The following is a 22,940-nucleotide window of genomic DNA, read 5'->3' on the forward strand; positions in this document are numbered from 1 at the left end:
CATCGACATTTGTGAGCAGATACGTTGATGCCGGACTATTTGTCCTTATGGCATTCTTTTGGGGACTTAATTATCCTCTCGTTAAAATCGCATTGCAGTATCAGTCATTTGCTACTCTAACGCTGTTTCGAGTTATTTTCGCGATAATTTTTTCCTTCGCTATTTTTGGCAGGAGAATACGGTTTCCAAAGGATAAGACCGATAATTTCAACATTTTCATATTCGCAGTTCTCAACATTGTAATCTTTTTCACAATGTGGTTCATGGGCGAAAGCACAGTGAGTTCTGGCCTTTCCTCGATCATAATATACACGTATCCTATACTTTCTATCCTGTTCTCTTTCATATTTCTTAGAGAGGGACTGAACAATTACAAGATCGCTGGTTTGATTTTTGGCTTCATAGGATTAGTGCTGATTTTTGCAAATCAAGTAATAACGAGACCAAACGTTGGTCTAGTTTTTCTGATTATAGCCGCCATTTCCTGGTCATTTGGAATCGTTTTCCTGAGAAAATACCTGACACTTGTTGGCAGCTATACGGTGAACGCAATGCAATTCCTCTATGCTCTTCCGTTAGTACTAGTTATATCAATTCCATATCATGTTGTTAATATCTCATCATTCAACCTAGAATTCCTTCTGATTACGTTGTATATGGGATCATTGGGAACGGCTGTCGCTTATTTTATTTTCGTTCACCTTTACTCAAAATACAGAGCATCGGAGATTTCCGGGTTTTTCTTTCTTGTTCCAGCAATCTCACTCATATTAGGCTATTTCATTCTTGGCGAAACCATGTCTCTTGTTACATACGTTGGATTTGCGGTCATTGGAGCGGGAATATACCTTACATCAGTTAATATATCCAGGAACAATATTCATAGTGAAATAACACATTGATTATTTTAAAACAACAACTACCTGGCAGCTACCGAGCAATTTTTATATCAATAAATAAGAGAACTAATTAACGCCTTCGCGGCCAGATCGTCTGAGTATAGGCCCATACGAATAAACAACAGCTGAAACCGTGGCGCCAATGGCAAAAATGATACCCCACAAAATAAGTGGAGAATGCAGGTAGTATGTCAATAGGACCGAGCCCAGGACTGGTGCAAGAGGCATTATCATTCCGGAGATCAACTGAAATGTTCCGAAGTACTGTCCCCTTCTCTCTGAGGGGGCCATCTTACTGACAATGGTGTAGAATGCAGGTGTGAGCACGTTCTCCCCGACGGTAAGAATTACAACGTCAACTACAAGAAATGCAAAATTTGAGCTGAAAGCAAGGATCAGAAAACCAAAAGCGTAGAACAACCCTCCAATGGACAAGCGCGTTGTTGATCGCACCCTATCGAGCAATCTATTGACAGGAAGTTGTAGAAGAACAACACCCAAACCGTTTACTGAGTATAGAATCCCAATTAAAGGATTGGATACAAGATCAAAGCGACTCCAGAATAGAGTCAGAGTGGTGCCCCACTGACCGCTTGCGAAAAAGATGGAGCCCATGAGAATTGCCATGATTAGAAATGCCCTATCGGATTTTGGAATCTCCATCTTCGCTCTATGGACTTCTTTTGATTTTCCAGTTTCCTTGATGTATTTTAGGTAAATACCCCATTCAACGAAGGTTAAGAGTGCAGGAAACAGAAACACCCATATGTATCCTATGCCAGAAAGAAAACCGCCGACAGCGGGGCCAACTGCAAAACCGAGATTTGCTGCTATCCTGATAAAACTGAAAGCGTCTAACCTCTCTGCCTCAGCTGTTGAATCAGTTGTGACAACGTTATCCAGTATACCCTCCATGCTTGAGACTGGTCCTTCGAAAACAAACGCAAGATATACAACAAAAATGCTTAAGTCTAGACCCACTCCAAGCAACATTATGATTAAGAGAAGAGCTCCAAAAAGAGGCAACCAAACAGCAAGCGGTCGTCTCCCAATGCTATCGATCAAATTCCCGCCGTAGAGAGAAAAAGGGACAGACAAGATAGCGGTAGCGAAGAATAATATCCCTATGTATTCATAAGGAACATGTCGCACAAGTAGCAGATAAAGTGGAGTGAACACCCATATCTGTGATCTCCCAAGTGTGCGTATCATCTGCACCATACTTATTGGGAACACGAACTTGTTTGAGAAAAGTTTTGAATACCTTTGTAGAAACGGCATAAATAGATTCCAATTCTCGGCGGTATTTGATTGAAGGATTTAGATTATTCCTTTAGCCCAGGTTAAAATATGGATGTTTATCGTAGTCCGATAAACTTTCAATCATTCAATTTTTAAGGACATAAGATATAATCGTGATGATGTTCATAGCTCTTGAAGGCATAGACGGTTCTGGAAAATCCACGATAACCAGATTGGTTGCAGAAAGGTTGAAGAAAGATGGATTTAAGGTATTTACAACCCACGAGCCTACAAATGACAAGGTGGCCATTGACGACCTCGTTAGAGACCGGAATGTTGAGTCTTATCTCAAACTGTTCTTCTCTTTCACGGAGGATAGATTTTCCCATCAGTTAAAGATAAAGGAACACCTAGATAATGGAGAAATAGTGCTCTGTGATCGTTACCTTCTCTCATCGTATGCATATCAGGGGCAGGTAATACAAGGGTTATTTGGGAATAAGCATGAAGCAATTCAATGGATGACCAATGTTTCCCGCATCATTACAGTTAGGCCAGACATGAATTTCTTGCTGGATATAGATCCTGACATTGCTCTGAAAAGAATTTCCGAAAGAAAGCAGGTTACGTCTTTTGAAGACCTTGGCTACCTGAAATCCGTTCGTGATTTCTACACTTCATTGGTTTCCAGTGATACGATACTGATTGACGCTTCTAAATCTACAAAAGATGTAACGGAAGATGTTTATAAAATTCTCCAATCAAGGATTACGCAGTAGTTACGATAACCTCATCCGGGAGTATAAGTAAAGTGTGCTCCGCCTGAGAAATAAATACACCTTTATGTTCCCTTAGCACGGGAAACTCTGAAAGCTCCCGGTTTTTCTTCATTGTGTCAATGTATTTTTGGTAATCAGGGATAATCTTTGATACTGCCCGTTGAGAAAAAGGAACAGTGTTGAAATTCTGGTACAGTAGCTCATCTTTCCTAATCTTTGTACCGTCTAATATGTAAATGTTTCCTCCCGACCCATTGTGAATCATTCCGATCCCTGTGCTTGCGAACGGTTCAATTGCAATAGCCATATTGGTTCCAAGTAACTGACCATTACCGTCGTCATAGTTGGGTATAAATAATCTTGAATGGAGATCGAATCGGTCTATGCCATGACCTCCGAGATTCCGCACAGGACGAAAGCCTCTTTCACCGATGACTCTTCCAATTTCTGCGCCTATCTCGTTTATCGGTATCATTGGCCTAACTTTCTTTATGGCAGCATTGAGAGCTTCACGAGTTGCATCAATTAGATCCGAATGCTCTCCCAATTCCCCTACCTCTACTGTTAAGGCGTTATCAGAAAGGTAGCCGTCAATTTCTGCCCCGACATCAATTTTCAGAACGTCTCCTCTCTGCAATTTTGTTCTGTCACCAACAGATGGTGAATAATGAGCAGCATTGTTATTTATAGAAAGATTAACAGGAAAGGCTAACTTAGCCCCCTCTCCCATTATAAAATTTTCTATTCCTTCAGCGACGTCGAGCATCAATGCACCGGACTCGGCCAGTGACTTGCCTACTTCAAGAGCCTTTTTTCCGATAACCCCTGCTTGTTTGTATTTCTCAACAATAGAGTGATCCAAATATAACACCAGTTTAGATTCTATATTCGTGCTTCACTAATATTTATTGCGCAAGGGTTGATAAGCCAATAATCGGCATTAATTTTCTCTATTCGTAAAAACATAATTATTCGCGAATTTGAGGAAAGGAGAAAACAGAGATCATAACAATGGAAATCCTGACAGTACATTTTTTTCCAGTTTGATTTTACTCCACAATTGTGCTTCTCAAATCCAGTTTCGTCGCCTAATGTAAGTACTGTCCCAAATCGATAGTCTACCATAGTCTGCGACAATAAGGAACAAAACTAAAAACGAAAATTAGATCACGCTACACAAAAGTGAATAAAACCTTATCGCTTATTCAGATTCATTTTTTTCCGTATCCAAAATTCAGTGAACCTACCGTATCCGCCTCATTGCATAGCGAACCTCATGGCTTCTCGGAAACTCTCTTGCGAATGCTGTTTTCATAAGCCGATCGAGATCTCCTTCTTCAATTTTCATATCAATTGCCGAAAATCCAAATTCTCGAAGTGTCATATCGCCATTTTCATTTTTTATTACCGTGAATCCCCTGTCTTTTTTGAACGTCTTAAATTCAATTTCATATCCGGGCTTCATCTTCCTTATCATACCGACTGCAACTTTTAACGAACCATCGGAAGAGATCATAGGCATACATCATAGATTCCAAGAATCTAATTAAAACTTATTAGAGCACATAAAGTTTGGCCAAGCTTTTCACGTTAATGAACGCTATTGATTTATCACTAAAAAATAGCAACATTTTCCCTGTATAGATTATGTATGCAATGGAAATAGCAAATAATGAAGATCACCGGGATCATTGACAGTATTGTAAGAGGTGGCCCCGGCATAGGAATAATGGTTACTTATTCGCTACTCGCAATCTTCGGTTACATTTTTGGATACAGAAGTGGAGGCAATTTCCAAATAACCATAATTGTGCTCTTGGCTGTTTCTTCAATTTTCACGCTTGGTGCAACTAATATATTAGACGATTACTTTGATTATTCAAATGGAATAGACGCAATAGGAGATGCGAACAGCGAGACCAGGACACACCTAATCATACATGGATATCTAAGTCCAAGAAAAACCCTGATCCTGGGCCTATCTCTCATCGGTATTCCGGCTGCCTTTATGTTCTATCTCATATTTGTTGAAAATAGGCCTTTTGTTCTTTTTTATGCCATTGTTTCAGTTTTTATATTGATTGAGTATGCAGGCCCACCGCTAAAATATAGGTACCACTATTTTGGTGAACTTGGCGTGTTCGCCTCAAATGTAATAACAATCTCCGGATCATTTTATGTATCTACGGGACATTTGAATATAGTTCCTATAATAATTTCTCTGCCACTGGCACTTGTTATCTCTCCACTTGCGTTTTTAGGTAACACCCGGGACATAAACACCGACATAAAGAAAGGGATACACACAATATCAATGAGACTTGGAGAAAGAAAGAGTGACATTGTTTACGGTACTTTATTCTTAATTGGTTATATCTTAGTTTTTATCGATGTTGCCGAGAAAATATTTCCTTTTGCGTCCCTTATAGTACTACTTACTTTTCCATTTGCTTTGTGGCACATTCATAAGATCATAACAAAAGGCGCACCCCCTAATGCAGAAAAGATAGGTGGTTTGGTATCCATGTTTTTTACTGCAGCCTTGATAGCCTCAATCGCAGTCTGAGCCTCTTGTCTTCTTTTTATTAGCTGTAGCGGAGAACAAAACAAATAATAATGTGTATGAATAGAGGTACGATAATATGACATGGTACAACGTTATAAAAGACGGAAAATTGAAAGACGGCGATCTCTTCAAAGCCTCAATCAACGGAAACGAGGTCCTGGTAATTAAGGACGGGGACAGATACTATGCTACTTCCTTGCACTGCACGCACGAACAGTACGATCTTTCTGAGGGATTTATGGACGAACATCACCTGATTTGCCCAAATCATTTTGCAACTTTCAACCCTTCTGATGGTTCCGTAATAAGTCCACCTGAAGGTGTCGAAGAAATACCTCCACTTAAGTCCTATAAGACTAAGGTTGAAGACGGAAATTTACTGGTAGATTTTCCGTAAATTACACTAAATTAGGTTTTAAGAAACTAGATTTAAAATTAAGGAAATCGCAGTTTTTCTGCGAACATTTTTGTTCAGTTAAAATGAATTTTAAAGTAAAGATTATTCTACATAGTTGCAAGCGGGATTGTCGCACTGGAATACAGTTATCTCGCCCTTTGAATTGTAGACTGGTCTAAGTACCCCCGTTTTACACTTTGGACATATGTGCTCGTATTCTTTCGTTTTGTGCGAGAAAAGAACATCGTGAAGAGTCTCAGAAGAGAGGTATCTTGAAAGGTCGGTTACTGTTACTACACCCAATAATTTCTCATTCTTATCAAAAACAGCGCAGCGACTTAGACCATTTTCGGATAGATAAGCCGCAACATCCTTTATGTCATCTTCAGAAGATACGCGAGGTAACGGTTTTCTCATCACTGCTTTAACTGTAACCTGATCCGGGCGTAAATTACGCAAAATGAATCTTCTTATTATACTCCTCTCGCTCAATAGACCAACATACTTATTAAGATCGTCAACAACAAGAAGACCGTATAGATTGTTCTTATTCATCTCGGAAACTGCATCAAAGATAGTGGCCTTTTCACTTATTGTCTTGAAATTTCTGTCGACAAGTTTTTCGACTTTCATAAGGGGATTATTATTTTCTGACTTAAAAATTGTTCGCCACATTAATGATACAAAATTATCGACTTAATTTTAAGTTGAGATCTTTCAGCAATGTGTGAATTCGGAAAGCAAAATGGACAAAACCAAAGGGAGAATAGAACGATTTCTCAATATATTTGATAAATTCAGATCAATACGAGTGAACAAAAACCGCAATTGTGAAATTACGAAAACGTATATAGTTCCAAATACTAAAACAATTCATGATCCATCGACCTTCTGAGGAAACCGACTCCTTTTATTCCTTCCCAAAGGAATCTGGAAATGTTGAGTATTGTTCTGGAACTGCATGTTTTGTTGCTCGAAACCTAGATCTTAGCTTGTTCGAAATGTCAGAAAAAAGCGAGACAAAAACATACTGCCTCGGAAAATGTTATTTGTCACCCACTTCATCGAGAAAGACTGACAAACCAAGAATAGAAATACGATCAAAAGAGGCAATAATCCTTGATAATGCTGTGCATGGGAGCATTCTTGATTTAGACTCCTATATCAGAAATGGAGGATTTTCAGCACTAAGAAAGGCCCTTTCAATGAAGCCGGAAGATGTTATTAATGAAGTAGAACATTCATCTTTAAGGGGAAGAGGAGGAGCGGGATTTCCAACGGGAAAGAAATGGAAATCTGTCTTTAATGAATCAAGTGATAAAAAATACATAGTCGTTAACGCAGATGAAGGAGACCCTGGAGCATACCTTGACAAAACCATCATGGAATATGATCCGTTTAAACTTCTTGAGGGAGCCATGATAGCCGGGTATTCTGTTGGTTCTGACAAATGTTATATCTATATCCGAAGAGAGTACCCAGATTCGATATCAGCTATAAAAAACGCGATAGAGGATTTGAGAGCAAGGAATCTTCTGGGCGAAAATATCCTGAATTCAAGCTTCTCGTTCGAAATTGAAGTCGTTAGAGGCAAGGGCAGTTATGTCTGCGGTGAGGAAACGGCAATGCTTAGATCTATCGAAGGAAATCGCCCTGAAGTCTCTCTCAGGCCGCCATATCCAACAGAGAAAGGTCTCTTTGATAAACCGACTGTTGTCAACAATGTTGAAACCCTTGCAAATGTTCCATGGATTATTTTGCATGGGGCGGATAAATTTTCTGAAATCGGATTTTCCAAAAGCAAGGGAACGAAAGTCGTATCCTTAAATTCCCTCTTTACAAAACCGGGACTTTTTGAAGTGGACATGGGAACAACTATTGACGAAATTGTCAACAGCATTGGGGGAGGATTACGGACAGGAATTATAAAAGGTGTAATTGTTGGGGGCCCTTTGACCGGCATTGTTCCACCAAATAAGTTTGACACTAGGATCGGTTATGAAGAAATGCGTTCCATTGGCGCAGAACTGGGGCACGGTGGTGTGATAGCATTCGACGAAAATACTTCCATTAAGGAATTAATAGAAAATATTTCATCCTTCGTTGCTTACGAATCCTGCGGAAAGTGCACACCATGCCGTTTAGGCAGCAGGGAGATTCAGCGAATCTTCTCTTCAAGTGATGAACACAGAGAAACTCACACGGAAGAGGATTTTGATCACCTTGTCACGGCACTAAGAGAAACGAGTCTTTGCGGACTGGGAAGCGGACTTGGAGAATTTCTTGAGAGCGCCATAGCAAATTATAAGGAGGATATCGATTCATGTTTCGCGTAAATATTGACGGGATTGATGCAGAATTTAATGGCCAGACATCGGTGTTGCATGCGGCAAGATCGATTGGTATTGACATACCCTCTCTTTGTCACGACGAAAGGCTTGAAGAGTACGGAGGGTGCAGACTCTGTATAGTCCACATTAATGGGAACAGCCAACCGAGTACCTCTTGCAATACGAAAATACAAGATGGCATGGTTATAGAGACAGAAACTCTAGATTTGAATGAGGAAAGGAAGACCCTTTTGAAACTTTTTCTCACAAGAGAGGGGATGGATGTTACACAACTAGACACACGGAAGGATTTCTATAAGCTTTTGAAGCGCTTCCAATTGGTTCCTCCAGAAATGGGCCCCAACAAAATGTATCTTTCAGCAAAAGGTAAGCACCATCCATTCATAAATGTGGATATGACAAAATGCATAGACTGCTACAGGTGCGTCAGGATCTGTGACGAGGTTCAGGGACAGTTTGTATGGCAAAAATGGAACAGAGGAGATAGGGTAACCATCCTCGCTGATGGAAGCGAGAATCTCATTGACAGTTCATGTGTTAGTTGTGGGGCATGTGCTGATACATGCCCAACTGGAGCGATAGAAGATATCTCAGTAATTGAAGCAGGATACCCTGAGAGATTTACACGAAGCGTGTGCCCCTATTGCGGAACAGGTTGTGAAATAAATATAGGAACATCGGGCGACAAAATAGTCGAGATACTTCCAGTCATGGATTCGCCTGTTAACAAGGGACATCTCTGCGTGAAGGGGAGGTATTCGTTTTCATTTGTCGATTCCCCAGATAGAATAACGGAGCCTATGATCAAAAAGGACGGAGAATGGATAAAGGTAGGATGGGATGAAGCTATAGCTTTCACTGCTCAAAACCTGAGAAATATTTCCAGTAAATATGGCCCCGATTCTGTGGGAGTTCTCGGATCGGCTAGAGCTACCAACGAAGAAAATTATCTTGCACAAAAATTTGCAAGGGTTGTTATAGGAACGAACAATGTCGACAGCTGCGCAAGAGTATGCCATGCCCCTACCGCCGCCGGAATGGGGCTTATGCTCGGGACCGGAGCAGCAACCAACTCTTTTGATGATATAGAAAAGGCCCATACGATTATGCTTTTTGGAACCAACACTACCGAGAATCATCCTGTTGTTGGTGCCAGAATAAAGCAGCAGAGACTTAGAGGCTCGAATCTTATTGTTGTAGATCCGAGAAGGACTGAGTTGGCAAAACTGGCAACGTATCACTTACAGATAAGACCGGGCACAAATGTCCCGTTGATTAATGCATTTGCCAACGTAATAATTAATGAGGGCCTGGTCGACAGGGAATTTATAGATGAAAGAGTTGATGATTACGATAATTTTAAGAAATTAGTTGATGAGTGGCCTCCAGAAAGAGCAGCGAGTATATGTGGGGTAGACCCAGAGACCATCAAAAAAGCTGCGAGACTCTACGCTAAAGAAAAACCATCAATGATGTTTCATGGCCTTGGAATAACTGAACAACTACAGGGCACGGATGGTGTCATTGACCTTGTAAATCTCGCTTTGCTTACAGGCAATATAGGGAAAGTAGGAAGTGGTGTGAATCCGCTGCGTGGGCAGAACAATGTTCAGGGCTCTGCACACATGGGTTGTGAGCCGTCAAAATTAACTGGTTATGTTCTAATTGAACAGGGCAGAAACAAGTTTGAACAAGTGTGGAAGAGCAAGATCCCAAAAAACAAAGGCCTAGATGAAATTCAAATGTTAGATGCAGCAATAGGCGGCACTTTTCATGCCTTGTGGATCATGGGGTGGGATGTTTACCTCACGAATCCGGACATGAAGCTTACAGAAAAGGCTTTCACTTCTATGGATTTCATAATAATCCAGGATTTCTTTCTGAATGAGACCGCGAAGAAGTTCGGGTCGATTTTCCTCCCTGCCGTATCCTCTTATGAAAAAGATGGTACATTCATGAATTCAGAAAGAAGGGTACAACGTGTCAGAAAAGCTATAAGTCCACGCGGAATGGCAAAGGCAGACTGGGAAATAATCCAGCTGGTTGCTCAGAAGATGGGAATCACCAAAGGATTCGATTTCGATTCTCCGGAAGAAATATGGGACGAGATCAGGGATCTTTGGGAAGGTGGGCACGGAATTACATATGAGCGCATCGAGAAGGGTGGTCTTCAATGGCCCTGTGTATCAACGGATGATCCAGGAACCAAGATACTCCACGCGGAAAGGTTTACTAAAGGAAAAAGAACTTCGCTTGTTGGAATCGATTACATTCCGTCGACCGAGTCAACAGATCAGAACTTTCCGATTCTGCTCTCTACTGGAAGATCACTATTCCAGTTCAATGCCTCTACTATGACGGATAGATCTGGCAACAGAGAACTGCACGATACCGATTACCTGTACATCTCTAAAGAAGATGCAGAAAATCTTGGTTTACATTCAGGTGATTATGCAGATGTGGAAAGCAGATTTGGCAGGGCTAAACTCAAGATCTCATTGGAATATTCTCTTGTTAAAGGTGTGGCTTTTTCCACGTTCAACGATCCAGAAACAAAGCTAAACGATATAACGAGCTCGAACAGAGACACAAAACAGAATACTCCGGAGTACAAAGTAACTGCAGTCAGGATCACGAAGCGTACGTAAAAGTGCTTGCAAGTTTTCTTTTGAGACATATGCATCAGCGTAGATGCTTTTTACTCATAGAAGATTCACAATTGTAACTCATTCTTCTATGCACCAATTCATGGCGCTCCAGTATTATATTTGATTTTAAGATAGCGCCGTAGGTCCTCACAATTGATCTGAAGCATCTGATTTTGGATTATCTTTTAATCTTTTTTGAGATCTTTCCTTCAACATTTTTTCCTTCCATATCCTGTCTTTAATATCCCTTATTGCGTGTTACAGCGCCTTGAAAGTTAAAAAAGTAAAGGTCATTTTTTAAAGCTATCTTAGATTTATATTGTGCATAGATAGAGATACAATAAAAATTCGTCATTTCTTACGCAAAAGTTTGACAAACAACAACTAAGATCACTATCTGTGTATCATATTAAGGTAATTGCGCCCTTCTATCTCGGCTTCCTTATCTGATAAACCGATCACGTGTTTCAATGTCTCAATACATGACTCAAGCTGAGAAGTGCCTGAATCACTTGAGAAAATAAAATATCCTTCTCTTCTCCACAGTATGTCATCAGCATGAATGGCATCTTCATAAAGTATATCATAAGCAAACGACATCTGATCCTCATGTTCGATCCCGTACGTCCTGATTATATTCTTTCTTGCCTCATCTAATTTTTTACTATACCTAAAGTCAATCGAGGGGTTGCCGTGTACTCCAAGGTCCTTTAGGACAAGTTTTGCTATTCTAATTGCAATCTCCCTGTAGGTAGTAATTTTTCCCCCAACAATGCTTATGACGTTCCCTTTTTTTATTATCCTATATTCTCTGCTGATCTTTCCCAAATTACCTCCTCTTCCGAAGAGGGGGCGAAGACCCGAATACGCATTGATCACATCACTCCGCGAAATATTCTTTAGATATGCTTTAACGGAATTTAGCAGATATTGAATTTCCACTTCTCTTGGTAGGGGACTGTTAATGTCACCGTTATATTCAGTTTCAGTTGTTCCAATTATTATTACTTCGCCCCTTGGTATAATAAATACTTGACGACCATCGATGGGAGATCTGAGAGCTATCGCCACATCTACTGGAAAAATATCTCTTTTTACGATTATGTGATCTCCCTTGCTTAGCTTCAATAGTTTCGCAACGTCCTCGAGATCTGAATAGTGTTGTTCAATCATTTTAAATATATTACCCACCCATGGACCCGCTGAATTGATTAAAATCTTGAACGGAATTTGAAATTCGATCCCCGTAATTTTATCTTTTATTTTTGCAGAAGCAGCCGAGTCGTTCTGAAAATCAATGGACAAAACTTCAGCGTAATTCAGTGCAAGTGCACTTTTCATCTTTGAAGACAATATATTTTCTATTACCAGTCTGGCATCGTTTACAACACCTTCAGCATAAATATAACCACCTTGTTGTGGAGTATCAGCTAGTGCTGAGTACATATGTGAAACTTCGTCCATTGAATACCATTTGGCCTTGATCTCCTTGGAAAATAGCGAATATATCCATAGACCAAATCTAAGAGTGTTTTTAGACCAAGAGTTATCATCGATTGGTATTATGAAATTTTCTTTTCTAACAAGATTCGAATGTTGAAGAAGAAAATCACGTTCTTTCACCGATTCACGTACGACAGAGAATTGACCGTTTGCAATATACCTTAGACCACCATGTATTAACTTTGATGACCTGCTGCTCGTGCCAAATGCAAAATCGTAAGCATCCACAAGCGCTACTTTGATGTTTGTGCTCGAGAGGATGTTAAGCACACCTGACCCTGTTATCCCTCCACCTATGATTAAAACATCCACACCTTCCCTCATCCTGGAAATTGTATTAAACCTTAATTTCTCTATTTCTTTATTCATCTCGAGTTCGTTGTTTCATTACCTGTTGCGATTTAAATATTTTTCGGACGCTTATGCTTTTGCCAAAAACGGGAACGTTCTGTGATCCGCCACAGAAGATCAGAAAATGCGAAAGTATATATGCATAGCTCACGTTAGATAGATAAATATGGCTACTGACGTCTATTCTCTCTGGGGAAATGAGAAAAATAATTTTAGATCAAATAAGACACTTTATGATTATGTATTCGATAGATTAAAGGCCGGAAACAACGCTGAATGGGATGGAAATTATACGGTCGATGAGTTAGAGACTAATGATGAGCTGAAAAAATTGTTAGGCGAATGTCTTCCCATAGAAAGAATATCCTTTGATGCAAGAGAAAGATTTTCTCATTCTGTAGGAAAAAGTGCGATGGAATTCGCTTCTCTCATTGACAGGAAAAATGTACGAATTGTAGATGCCGTTATCTATCCATTGGAAGATGAAATTGAATGCGTCTTCAATAAACTCAGTCGGATGGCGGAGATAATTCCCTTCGGCGGTGGCACTTCCGTGACGGGCGGTTTAATACCTGAAAAATCAAAAAAATACACGGTGAGTCTAGATACTGAGAATATCAACTACTTTAACGTTGATAAAAAATCTATGACTCTTGAGGCAGGTGCAGGCCTAAAGGGCCCAGATATTGAAAATCGATTGCAAAAAATAGGGTTGACACTTGGAAATTTTCCAGAGTCGTTTGAATATTCTACTTTGGGTGGCTGGATAGCGACCAATGCAGCCGGCCAAGAGTCAAACAGATATGGAAAAATTAAAGACATGGTAATAGGCATTAAACTTGTTAGCCCTCGTGGCACATTTGTAGATCATCCCGTTCCAGCTGAATCAGCATTTTTTAGAGTATCTGATATTGGTATTGGAAGTGAAGGAGTATATGGGATTGTAACGCGAGCATGGCTAAGGGTACATAAAGTTCCAGAAAAATTATACTTTAGGTCGTACATGTTTAGAAGCTTTGGTGAGGGTCTAGAACAGATAAGGAATGAATTTATAAACGGTAATTACGGGATAGTAGCACGTTTATCAGACGAACAAGAAACACTTCTTTCCCTTTTCTCTATTCGTGACACAACAGTTACTAGAATTTTTAAGTTTTATTTAAAGAAAAGACATGTACTGGACCGTGGTTCTTTACTGGTTATAATGGACGACAAGAAAATCGATTTCTCGGGCGGGATTTATCTTGGTTCTACTCCTGCAAAAATATGGTACAGAACAAGATATGATAGACCGTATTTGTATAATGACCTTTTAAAGCATGGAATAATCGCAGAAACAATCGAAACATCAATACCATGGTCAAAAGCTCTAGATCTTTACAACAGTGTTATCTTTTCATTCAATAATGAAGCGAAAAGGCTTGGAGTACCGACCATAATAATGTGTCACGCCTCACACGAATATATCTCTGGAACAGCGCTGTATTTCACATTTCTCTTCTATTCAAAAAATAACAAGGAAGAAATTCTTCTGAGTCTCAGAGAAACCATTTTAAAAACCATGATGCTTGTCGGAGCTTCAATTTCTCACCACCACGGTATTGGCCAATATCTTAGCGAAGATCTGAAGAAATATAAAGGATCATCGTATGAATTGATAAGATCACTAAAGCAAGAGCTCGATCCGGACAATACACTTAACCCAGGAATCATAAAATGAAAAATACTTATAGATGGACTTAAATGACTTTATTGATGAGGGCCTTTTTCATAGTTAATCCAGAAGCCGGCAATGGGAGGGCATTATCCAAATGGAATGAGTACAGGAAAATCATATTCGAGGCCATGGGCAGTCAACCATACGAATTTACCAAACGGAAGGGCGATGCAACAGAAATAGCAAAAAAAATCTCAGAAGGAGAATTTGATGTGGTAGTATCCTGTGGTGGTGACGGTACTCTAAATGAAGTTGTAAACGGGACCATTGGTACCGGTATAAACCTTGCAGTTTTACCCATCGGGACCGGGTCGGACTTCGGGAAGACACTTGGAATTAGAAATGCTTTGGATTTTTTGAAAGCAATAAAGAATGGGAAAACTAGGGCCGTGGATGTGTTGGCGGCTCAATTTTCAAATCACGGCAAAAGATATTTCATAAATATACTTGAAATCGGATTTGGTGCAGAGATCATGAATTTTGTAAATTCGCATAAGTACTTTGGAAACAGATCATTTGAATTCGGCGCTTTTTACATGCTTTCAAGAATGCATCCATTTAATTTAATTCTGAGTATTGACAGCAAAGAATATAAATTTTTGACCATAGAGACTATTATTGCAAATGGGAGATATTTTGGGGGCGGAATGCTTGCATCTCCAGATTCAGAAATAGACGATAGCTTCATGGATGTGCACATATTAAAACCATTCTCTAGATTCAAATCGGCCTTGAATTTTCGTTCCCTTGCCAATGGCAGCTATATAGAAAAAGGGTATGCGCATAATTTTAAGGTAAAAAATATAAGCATAACGAGCAAAGACCAGCTTGTGGAGATGGACGGCGAGGTTATAGGAAAGACACCAGTAGATATTTACGTGGAAAGCAAAATTAGATTTTTAGAAAAATTGCCAGATTAGCGCAGGCCCAAATAATCTTCATGATGAAACCCGCGAATAAATTATTGTAAGGAAAATTCATTACTGTTTTGCTAAAACGAGGCCGTAGGCGACCTGATCCTGTTCACCACTCTCACTGCCGACAAAAATATGTCTTGTCTGAGTGTATTCCAGTATGCCTTCAAGACCGAGTTCTCGGCCAATACCGCTGTTTTTGAAACCGCCTCTTGGTGCCGCAGCAGAAAGAAGATGGTATTCGTTTACCCATACTGTTCCAGATTCAATGGAGGATGCAACGCGCATCGCTTTTTCATGATCTCTTGTCCAAACTCCAGCAGCAAGACCATAAGCGCTCTTATTCGCCAATTCTACGGCTTCCTTCTCGTCTCTGAATTCCATGACAGAGAGAACCGGCCCAAAGATTTCCTCGTTACCTATCTTCATATCCATGTTTACGTTATCGAGTATCGTCGGTGGATAATATAACCCGAGCGATGGTACTGACCCTTCAATGTTCTTAGAATAATAGAGATTAGAGCCCTCTTTCAAACCTTCGTCAACGAGCGTCTCTATTTTGAGTTTCTGTGAACGAGTTGTTATTGCGCTCATGTCCGTCTCCATTTCCATTGGATTACCAGCCCTCATATCCTCAAGCTTTTTTCTTAATGAAAGAAGAAATTTATCATTTATTGACGATTGCACAAGAAGTCTACTGCCAGATTCGCAAAGCTGTCCGGAATTCAGGTAGATGCCAAAAATTACGCCCATAGAAGCCCTTTCAAAATCGGCATCCTCGAAGACTATGTTTGGAGATTTCCCGCCTAATTCAAGTGTCAGTTTCTTAATTCCGGTCAGGCCGCTGATGTGCCTTCCGGTTTCCGTTGATCCGGTGAAGCTAAGCATCCTAACTTTTTTATTCCTTGCCAACTCCTCTCCAGCCGTTTCACCCTTGCCACAGACAACATTCAGTACGCCAGGAGGAAAGCCAACTGCAAGAGCGTCCCTGGCGATCTCAAGAGTCGTGATGGGTGTGAAACTTGAGGGTTTGATGACAAGCGCATTACCGGCAAGAAGAGCAGGGGCAGCTTTCCAGACAGCCATAAGAAATGGGACATTCCACGGCGTTATTGCACCAACAACACCTATAGGAACATTCTGAATTATCCCATAGGTATCCGGAAACTCCGGATGTTCTATTTTCCGCTCCAATGAAAATTCTGTTTCGTTTGCAAAATAGGAAATATGTTCTATTCCAAGAGGTATGTCCATGAGAGTACTCTGCCTTATTGTTTTTCCAGTGTTAAGACTCTCAAGCATGGCATAATCATTGCTTCTCTCCTGGATTCTATCCGATAGCTTCTGCAACAAAACCTTGCGGTCGTGCAGAGACGTTCTTGACCATGCACCATAAAATGCATCATATGCGGCGTCTATTGCCTCATCTATCTTCTTACTACCACCATCAACAACTTTAGCGATATCTTCTCCAGTGGCAGGGCTTTTCAGAACGGATTCCGAACCTTCGTAGTCCTCGGTACCATTTATCACATTTCCATACATTTTCATAGACATCAAACAACGCTCCTCGCAATATTTCTCAGATCCTCAGATGTAGAATCCTTCGCGTTTGTCAACATTCCAGTCGATTCAGAGGCCAGTGAAACAATCTCCTCTATACGATCTAAGTACTCATTCGGATCTATTCCCGCTTCACTGACTTTCCTAGCTTCACCAACGGCTCCAAGGAACTTGGAAACAGTTTCAGACAAATCCTTGGACTTGTACTCCTCTGGGAATAGTGAATTTAGCTTTTCGTAGCGGTCTTTAACAAGATCGTAATTGAAAGATATAACATGTGGCAGGTACAACCCGACGGCCTTCCCGTGTGCGATCTTGAATTCCGCACCTATTGCATGACCAAGGGCATGAGCAAGGCCTATCTGGGAATTTGAAAAGCTTATGCCTGCCATAGAAGCGCCAATATGAACTTTGTTACGCGCGTCGAGATTCCTTGGATCTTTGAGAACTATGGAAATGTTTGGAATAATTAGCTCAAGCGCTTTTTCAGCCATGGCGTCCGAGAAAACGTTACGCCATTGACTAACATAGGCCTCAATGGCATGCGTTACGGCATCTGTGGCAGTATTGACTGTCTGTTCCTTCGGCAAGTCGATGACAAGAGATGGATCAAGAATCGCATAGTCGGCAAGTATTTCCGGAGAGGCTATCTCATTTTTCCTCTTCTCCACATCGTCGCTGAAGACTGCTGCCCAAGAGCATTCTGAACCTGTTCCGCTGGTAGTAGGTACCTCAACCAGCTTGCTCTTCTTATGTAATTTGAGATCGTTTATCGGAGTAATGTCAAACGGGGAAAGACCAGGAATCTCATTCATTGCAAAGAGTACTTTCGCCGCATCCATGGATGAGCCACCTTCAACTCCAATAATGCAGTCCGGATCGAACTTCTCCAGGAATTCTGTTCCTTTTACAATGTCTGAAAGTTTTGGTTCTACACCTATTTTATCAAAAATTCTTACATCCACATCATGGCCAAGCGCATCTATTACTCTAGACGGAATTGACGTTTTGGAAAGAAGTTGATCGGTTACTATCAAAGTTTTCTTAATATCAAGCGTGCCCAGAAAACTAAGTGAATCTTCTCCATATATAATCTTGGGTGATCTAAAAAACCACATTAAATCACCTAAAATTCCGTCTTTACCATTGAAGCAGTGTTAACCATTTCTTTAGCGGCTTTTGTATAACGCATTATCTTCATCATCGACCCTTCGAGTTTGAACTTACCGGTAAGTATACCCTGGATAGGATCTATTTCTTTGTTTATAAGGCGTCGCCAGTTCCCAAAATTTCCGATATACTTGAACTGAGCATTTGGAACTTCTTCACCAGGATGAATGTATTTTGCTGCTCTACATTTCCCATGATATAAATCTAGATAGATATGTTCCTCGGTACCTTGCCCAGTATCTGGTTTCACCACAAAAAGTATATCTCCCTCCCAACTTTTTCCGGCATCAGCATAGTTCTGATTCGAATTCAGCTTTTCGCTGTATTCACCCACCCATTCATCGCTTGGAAATTTTGCCATGTTTATACAGTTCAAGTGCGTATTAAAAATTTACTAAAATGGGTGTTCACACTATTGATGTACTCGCATCTGCACTCAAAAATAGTGAGGAATATGAAATAAATTAAAAAAGAAGGTTGCTCCTGGGAAACAATGTCAGGCTCCCGGAACATAACCATGAAAAACTATGGAAAGAGCTTCGGGATCGTCGTATCTACGTTAATAACTAGTGCCTTAGACTGCTCACCCTCATGGAGCCAGGAAAGTTCCTTCAAATCTTCACCAGCAACTTGAGTTTCGACACCGTACGATGCGATTATCTTAGCAAGGGGAAGATCGAATGAAAAATAATCCTTATTTTCCATTCCAGGGAATGAAGAAATAGAGAAGCTCTTGAGAATGCCATACCCATTATTGTTGAGAACAATTATCTTTACAGGGATTCTGTAATTCACTATTGTCCAGAGTTCTTGTATAGAATACATCATTCCACCGTCCCCTATTATCAATACGACCTTTCCACCAGCCATCCCGATACCCGCAGATGCTGGAAGTCCCCATCCAAGTTGCCCACTCCTTGCAGTGAAATAAGATCTCGGTTTGTAGCCTATAATGTCACGAAGCAATGATGACGAGGATATTGATTCATCAACGATCACATGATCGCCGAAAACCTGAGCTATTTTCTTCATAACGTAATAGACGCCCATCCGTTTCTTTTCCCTTAACATTCTGCTGTTATCTGGCTTTAAAGCTTCTCGCAAGTAGGATCCTTTAGCAGTAACCTTCTCAGCCAATGAAGCCATAAATGTTTTTGGATTCATTACAAAAGACTGACCTACATTTCTGGAAAGATCAAACCCAACCGAAATGACTTCCTTTCCCGGGAGTACCGGACTTGGCAGATATGGATAGAGTGTAATGTTCCCTCCCACGAATAGAATCAGATCGTGGTTAAGCAACTTTAGATTTATGACTGCCGTTGCCGGAAGGAGGTCTCCGGCAAAATTCTTCATTGAAGAATCCACAGAGGCCCTTGAGGAAAGCGGTTCTACATATACTGGACAACCAATCTTAGATGCAAGTCTTTCGAGTTCCGCGTGTGCTGAAAATAAGTCAATTTCATATCCAGCAACAATACATGGATTAGTAGAAGCTTTAATCCTCTCAGCAACATATTGCACAGCATTCTCGTCAATAAGGTCATAGTTGGGGGTATCTTTTATTATCCCAGACCAGCTGCCTTCATCATCCAAAAGATCCATTGGAAAGGATATAAATACCGGTCCCATGGGAGGAGTAAGGGCTATAGATCTAGCTTTCTGCATAACTTCCGGTATTTCTGAAGCATGCTTTATTTCATACTTGTACTTTACGAGATCGTCGACCAGCCCGACAAGATCAAAAGATAGGATAGGATCGTAAAATAAGTGGCGTGTGTCCTGTTGACCGGACGTTATCAATATCGGTGTTCTGTTTGCCCTTGCGGTGTTTATGAATGCAATGGAGTTACCAACACCATGGATCGTGTGCAGATTAACGAGCGGTAGATTGCCAGAAAATTGCGAATATCCATCTGCCATACCCACCGATAAGGCATCGTGAAGAGTAAGTACGTAATTGTCAAAGGAACGAAACATTGGTATTTCAGTGGTGCCAGGGTTCCCAAAAACAGTGTTAATGTCAAGAGATTTCATAGAATCTCTGAGTAGTTCCCATCCTTTCATTCTTTCACCTGGAATTGAGGCTCGAGACCTTGCTGATACCTGAATATATTTGAGATTGCCTCCGTTATGAATCTCTGCTGGCTTTCGAGCGTAACCCCTGCAATATGGGGTGAAAAGAGGGTACTGTCAAGATGGAAGAGCTCGGATGAGAAATCTGGTGGCTCTTGCCTGTACACATCGATTCCAGCCCTGATTCCTTTTGATTTTATTGCTTCTATAAGCGCTCTATCATCGACAACTTCCGCACGTGATGTGTTTATGAAAATTGCACCGTCTTTCATTAAATTGAACTGGGCATTTGAGATCATATTTCTCGTTTTCTGGTTCAAGGGGACGTGAACAGAAATTATATCGCTCTGGCCCAGTAGACTGTTGAGTTCTGAATAATTTACACCGAAGTTTTCCTCATCTGACGGGCTCAAACGTGTAACGTCATAATACAAAATCTCGACTTCAAACGGAAGTAAACGCTCCGCTAGTCTCTTGCCTATCGCACCCATGCCTATTATGCCAAATGTTTTGCCTTTCAGCTCTCTCGAACCAGTTATTATTGGCCAGTTGCCAGCCCTTATTTCAACGTCTAACGATTTCATATCTTTGAGAAAATTAAGCGCCATCGCAATAACATGTTCTGCCACAGCCTCTTTATTGGCTGTGGGTATATTTGAGAATTTTATCCCTCTCTTCTGTACTTCCTGAAGGTCAACGTTATTGTAACCTGTACCTACACCCTGGATAAATCTCACGTTCGGAAGCTTATCTAACAATTCCGAATTAACTGGCGTGAAGATCGTGACAACAAGTATTTCCGCATCGCTCTTGTCAAAATTGATGTCAGTCCTCAAATCAAAATCCGGCAGAACCTGCAGAACAGTCTTTTTAATTTCTTCTATAGGAAGAAAAGGCGGTAATATACCTATAGTTTTCATATGTAGTTTAGAGCCAATTCTTATAATAATTTGACGTTATCACTCATCTTTCAAAATAACGTATATAACCTGACATTTTAACATTCGCGGAAGGAAATTTCCTTTTCGTAAGATGAGAGATGAAAGTGAGTAAATGTTTATTCTCGGCTCCACGATATTGTAATGTTAGTTGGCAAACAGAAGTGAGATTGGTAAGATAGCATATTGCTTCATGTATGCTGGCATCCGAAAATTAGGCTGCTTAGCATTAGGGGCAAAGTACCTTCGAGCCGAAGGGAATTCAAGCCCATGGAGATTTCGCCAGCAACCTTTAAATTGGAAGACCAATGCAAAAGCTGGGAGAGAAGGTCACAATGATCTCGTAATTTAGGCTATAAGGATGAGAAAGCCCACGGTAAAAATCCACATCGGCTGATCAAGTCTATTAACATACATTTCAGGGATCCGAGTAACAGGTAGAGGTTAACAGCTTTTAGGAGTAATTACTTGCTAAATGACAATTTCAGTTCAATTGGAGCATGATCAGATCCCTTAACATCCCGTAATATTTTGGACTCAATAACGTTTGTTTGAAGTTCCTTTGATACAATAAAATAATCTATACGCCACCCAATATTTTTTTCGCGAGCATTAAACATATACGACCACCACGTATAGTTTCCGCCATCATTATTAAAGAGCCTAAACGTATCAACATAGCCTTTTTTAAGAAAATCAGTCATCCAGTTACGTTCTTCATCCGTAAATCCAGCGTTGTGCCTGTTATCCTTTGGCCTTGCTATATCAATATCTTCATGAGCAACATTCATGTCTCCGCATATTACAACTGGTTTGGTTTTTCTTAGTTTCTGGACAAAGTTTAAGAATTCCTGGTTGAATTCTAATTTATAATCCAGTCTGGTAAGTCCTCTTTGGGAGTTTGGGAAATATGAATTCAAAAGCCAAAATTCCTTGAACTCAATTACTTGGATGCGCCCTTCATTATCGAATTTTGGATTTTCGATTCCCGTGGCAACCGATGTGGGATCTATTCTAAGCAAGCATAACGTGCCACTGTATCCTTTTTTTTCTGCTGAATTAACGTAAATCTTGTAACCTAGACCATCTAGTTCTTTGGGTACAGATAAAGGATCGGTTTTGATCTCCTGTAAACAGATAGCGTCGGCATCAAAATGATTCAAATTGGATATAAGGCCATTTTTGACTGCTGAGCGAAGACCGTTTACGTTCCAAGATATTAGTGAGTACTTCATGTCACGTAATTCCTTTTTCCTTAAAAGAGGTAATGTACAAGTGTACAAGAAATCAAAACTGAACGGATTTAAGAATTCAATCTATAAGTATATACATAAATAGATTAGAAAAATAGTTTATTCCAATTCAAAGATCCTGAGCTTTTATAAATGTGGACCGGCGGGGATTTGAACCCCGGACCTCTTCCATGCCAAGGAAGCGATCTACCACTGATCTATCGGCCCATTGAGACTGAACCACGCTTTGAATGTAGTAAATACCAATTCTCATCTCGATTTTTGCTATTCTGTATCTTGAGCCCAGCCCTGGTGTTTAGTTCACATTTTTCTTCATACATTAATTAAGGCTATCGTTCTGCCAAGTTTACATCATGTATGTCCCTACATGCCAAAGCGTTTTTCACGCTCTTAGATTAGTGAATGCTTTTCTCTATCTTTAACTTTTATTCTCTAATTAGTCGTCTCAGTTTAGGATTATTGTATATTTCTTTAGTGACATCCTCCCCCAGCTAACGCAGGGGGCTTCCCGTTTCAGCGATCGGAGTTACCATTGCTGGCAGAGCTCCAATCTCCACGGGCGTGAATTCGGGA

At 40.4% G+C, this 22,940-nt stretch carries 19 protein-coding genes and 1 tRNA gene; 8 read left to right on the forward strand and 12 right to left on the reverse strand.

Annotation, left to right across the window (positions count from 1 at the left end):
• Positions 1 to 11: 11 nt before the first annotated feature.
• Positions 12 to 902: a DMT family transporter gene (locus tag LVQ96_06140; GenBank protein MCW6170735.1), complete on the forward strand. Its 891-nt coding sequence runs from the start codon at positions 12 to 14 to the stop codon at positions 900 to 902.
• Between the two features lie 63 nt (positions 903 to 965).
• Here LVQ96_06140 and LVQ96_06145 read toward each other — a convergent pair whose 3' ends face one another.
• Entirely contained in the window at positions 966 to 2,180 is a 1,215-nt protein-coding gene (locus LVQ96_06145) for an MFS transporter (GenBank protein ID MCW6170736.1), read from the reverse strand.
• Positions 2,181 to 2,317: 137 nt separating this feature from the next.
• Here LVQ96_06145 and tmk point away from each other — a divergent pair, with 137 nt between their 5' ends.
• The gene (gene tmk, locus LVQ96_06150; protein MCW6170737.1) at positions 2,318 to 2,920 is read left to right on the forward strand and encodes a dTMP kinase; all 603 of its coding nucleotides are present in this window, start codon (positions 2,318 to 2,320) and stop codon (positions 2,918 to 2,920) included.
• On the opposite strand, the gene map is transcribed toward tmk, so the two are convergent.
• Entirely contained in the window at positions 2,910 to 3,782 is an 873-nt protein-coding gene (map, locus tag LVQ96_06155; GenBank protein ID MCW6170738.1) for a type II methionyl aminopeptidase, read from the reverse strand. The two genes, tmk and map, sit on opposite strands and share 11 nt — an antisense overlap.
• A 381-nt stretch (positions 3,783 to 4,163) precedes the next feature.
• Entirely contained in the window at positions 4,164 to 4,442 is a 279-nt protein-coding gene (locus LVQ96_06160) for a hypothetical protein (protein ID MCW6170739.1), read from the reverse strand.
• Between the two features lie 150 nt (positions 4,443 to 4,592).
• Between LVQ96_06160 and LVQ96_06165 the strand changes: the two genes are divergently transcribed.
• Both LVQ96_06165 and LVQ96_06170 read left to right on the forward strand, forming a co-directional pair.
• Positions 4,593 to 5,486: a prenyltransferase gene (locus tag LVQ96_06165; protein ID MCW6170740.1), complete on the forward strand. Its 894-nt coding sequence runs from the start codon at positions 4,593 to 4,595 to the stop codon at positions 5,484 to 5,486.
• Positions 5,487 to 5,562: 76 nt separating this feature from the next.
• A complete protein-coding gene (locus LVQ96_06170; protein MCW6170741.1) occupies positions 5,563 to 5,883 on the forward strand; it encodes a Rieske (2Fe-2S) protein in 321 nt (106 codons plus the stop codon).
• Positions 5,884 to 5,985: 102 nt separating this feature from the next.
• Here the strand turns inward: LVQ96_06170 and LVQ96_06175 are convergent, their stop codons facing one another.
• Positions 5,986 to 6,516 (reverse strand): CBS domain-containing protein, encoded by a 531-nt coding sequence (locus LVQ96_06175; GenBank protein MCW6170742.1) that lies wholly within the window; start codon positions 6,514 to 6,516, stop codon positions 5,986 to 5,988.
• Between the two features lie 242 nt (positions 6,517 to 6,758).
• On the opposite strand from LVQ96_06175, the gene LVQ96_06180 reads away from it, so the two are divergent.
• On the forward strand, positions 6,759 to 8,219 hold the full coding sequence (locus tag LVQ96_06180; protein ID MCW6170743.1) for an NADH-quinone oxidoreductase subunit L: 1,461 nt from the start codon (positions 6,759 to 6,761) through the stop codon (positions 8,217 to 8,219).
• Complete coding sequence (gene fdhF, locus LVQ96_06185) at positions 8,207 to 10,882, forward strand: formate dehydrogenase subunit alpha (protein ID MCW6170744.1); 2,676 nt, start codon at positions 8,207 to 8,209, stop codon at positions 10,880 to 10,882. Before LVQ96_06180 ends, fdhF begins: the two co-directional genes overlap by 13 nt.
• Before the next feature lie 393 nt (positions 10,883 to 11,275).
• Here the strand turns inward: fdhF and LVQ96_06190 are convergent, their stop codons facing one another.
• The gene (locus LVQ96_06190) at positions 11,276 to 12,754 is read right to left on the reverse strand and encodes a glycerol-3-phosphate dehydrogenase/oxidase (GenBank protein MCW6170745.1); all 1,479 of its coding nucleotides are present in this window, start codon (positions 12,752 to 12,754) and stop codon (positions 11,276 to 11,278) included.
• 148 nt (positions 12,755 to 12,902) lie between these two features.
• Here LVQ96_06190 and LVQ96_06195 point away from each other — a divergent pair, with 148 nt between their 5' ends.
• Positions 12,903 to 14,456, forward strand: a complete 1,554-nt coding sequence (locus LVQ96_06195) for an FAD-binding oxidoreductase (GenBank protein MCW6170746.1) — start codon at positions 12,903 to 12,905, stop codon at positions 14,454 to 14,456.
• Between the two features lie 35 nt (positions 14,457 to 14,491).
• Complete coding sequence (locus LVQ96_06200) at positions 14,492 to 15,373, forward strand: diacylglycerol kinase family lipid kinase (GenBank protein MCW6170747.1); 882 nt, start codon at positions 14,492 to 14,494, stop codon at positions 15,371 to 15,373.
• Between the two features lie 60 nt (positions 15,374 to 15,433).
• Here LVQ96_06200 and LVQ96_06205 read toward each other — a convergent pair whose 3' ends face one another.
• The 7 genes from LVQ96_06205 to LVQ96_06235 all read right to left on the reverse strand — a co-directional run bounded on the left by LVQ96_06205 (position 15,434) and on the right by LVQ96_06235 (position 22,574).
• Positions 15,434 to 16,924 carry an aldehyde dehydrogenase family protein gene (locus LVQ96_06205; protein ID MCW6170748.1) on the reverse strand — a complete coding sequence of 497 codons (1,491 nt, stop codon included), beginning with the start codon at positions 16,922 to 16,924 and terminating at the stop codon, positions 15,434 to 15,436.
• A complete protein-coding gene (locus tag LVQ96_06210; protein ID MCW6170749.1) occupies positions 16,924 to 18,048 on the reverse strand; it encodes an iron-containing alcohol dehydrogenase in 1,125 nt (374 codons plus the stop codon). The genes LVQ96_06205 and LVQ96_06210 overlap by 1 nt, the downstream gene beginning before the upstream one ends.
• A gap of 8 nt (positions 18,049 to 18,056) precedes the next feature.
• Positions 18,057 to 18,461, reverse strand: a complete 405-nt coding sequence (locus LVQ96_06215) for an SCP2 sterol-binding domain-containing protein (protein MCW6170750.1) — start codon at positions 18,459 to 18,461, stop codon at positions 18,057 to 18,059.
• Positions 18,462 to 18,625: 164 nt separating this feature from the next.
• The gene (locus LVQ96_06220) at positions 18,626 to 20,167 is read right to left on the reverse strand and encodes a thiamine pyrophosphate-binding protein (GenBank protein MCW6170751.1); all 1,542 of its coding nucleotides are present in this window, start codon (positions 20,165 to 20,167) and stop codon (positions 18,626 to 18,628) included.
• Positions 20,164 to 21,096, reverse strand: a complete 933-nt coding sequence (locus tag LVQ96_06225; protein MCW6170752.1) for a 2-hydroxyacid dehydrogenase — start codon at positions 21,094 to 21,096, stop codon at positions 20,164 to 20,166. Before LVQ96_06225 ends, LVQ96_06220 begins: the two co-directional genes overlap by 4 nt.
• A 482-nt stretch (positions 21,097 to 21,578) precedes the next feature.
• On the reverse strand, positions 21,579 to 22,349 hold the full coding sequence (locus LVQ96_06230) for an exodeoxyribonuclease III (protein ID MCW6170753.1): 771 nt from the start codon (positions 22,347 to 22,349) through the stop codon (positions 21,579 to 21,581).
• Positions 22,350 to 22,502: 153 nt separating this feature from the next.
• A tRNA-Ala gene (locus LVQ96_06235) sits at positions 22,503 to 22,574 on the reverse strand.
• Positions 22,575 to 22,940 lie beyond the last annotated feature (366 nt).

The organism is Thermoplasmatales archaeon, assembly GCA_026127925.1.
Taxonomy (GTDB): domain Archaea; phylum Thermoplasmatota; class Thermoplasmata; order Thermoplasmatales; family Thermoplasmataceae; genus JAKAYB01.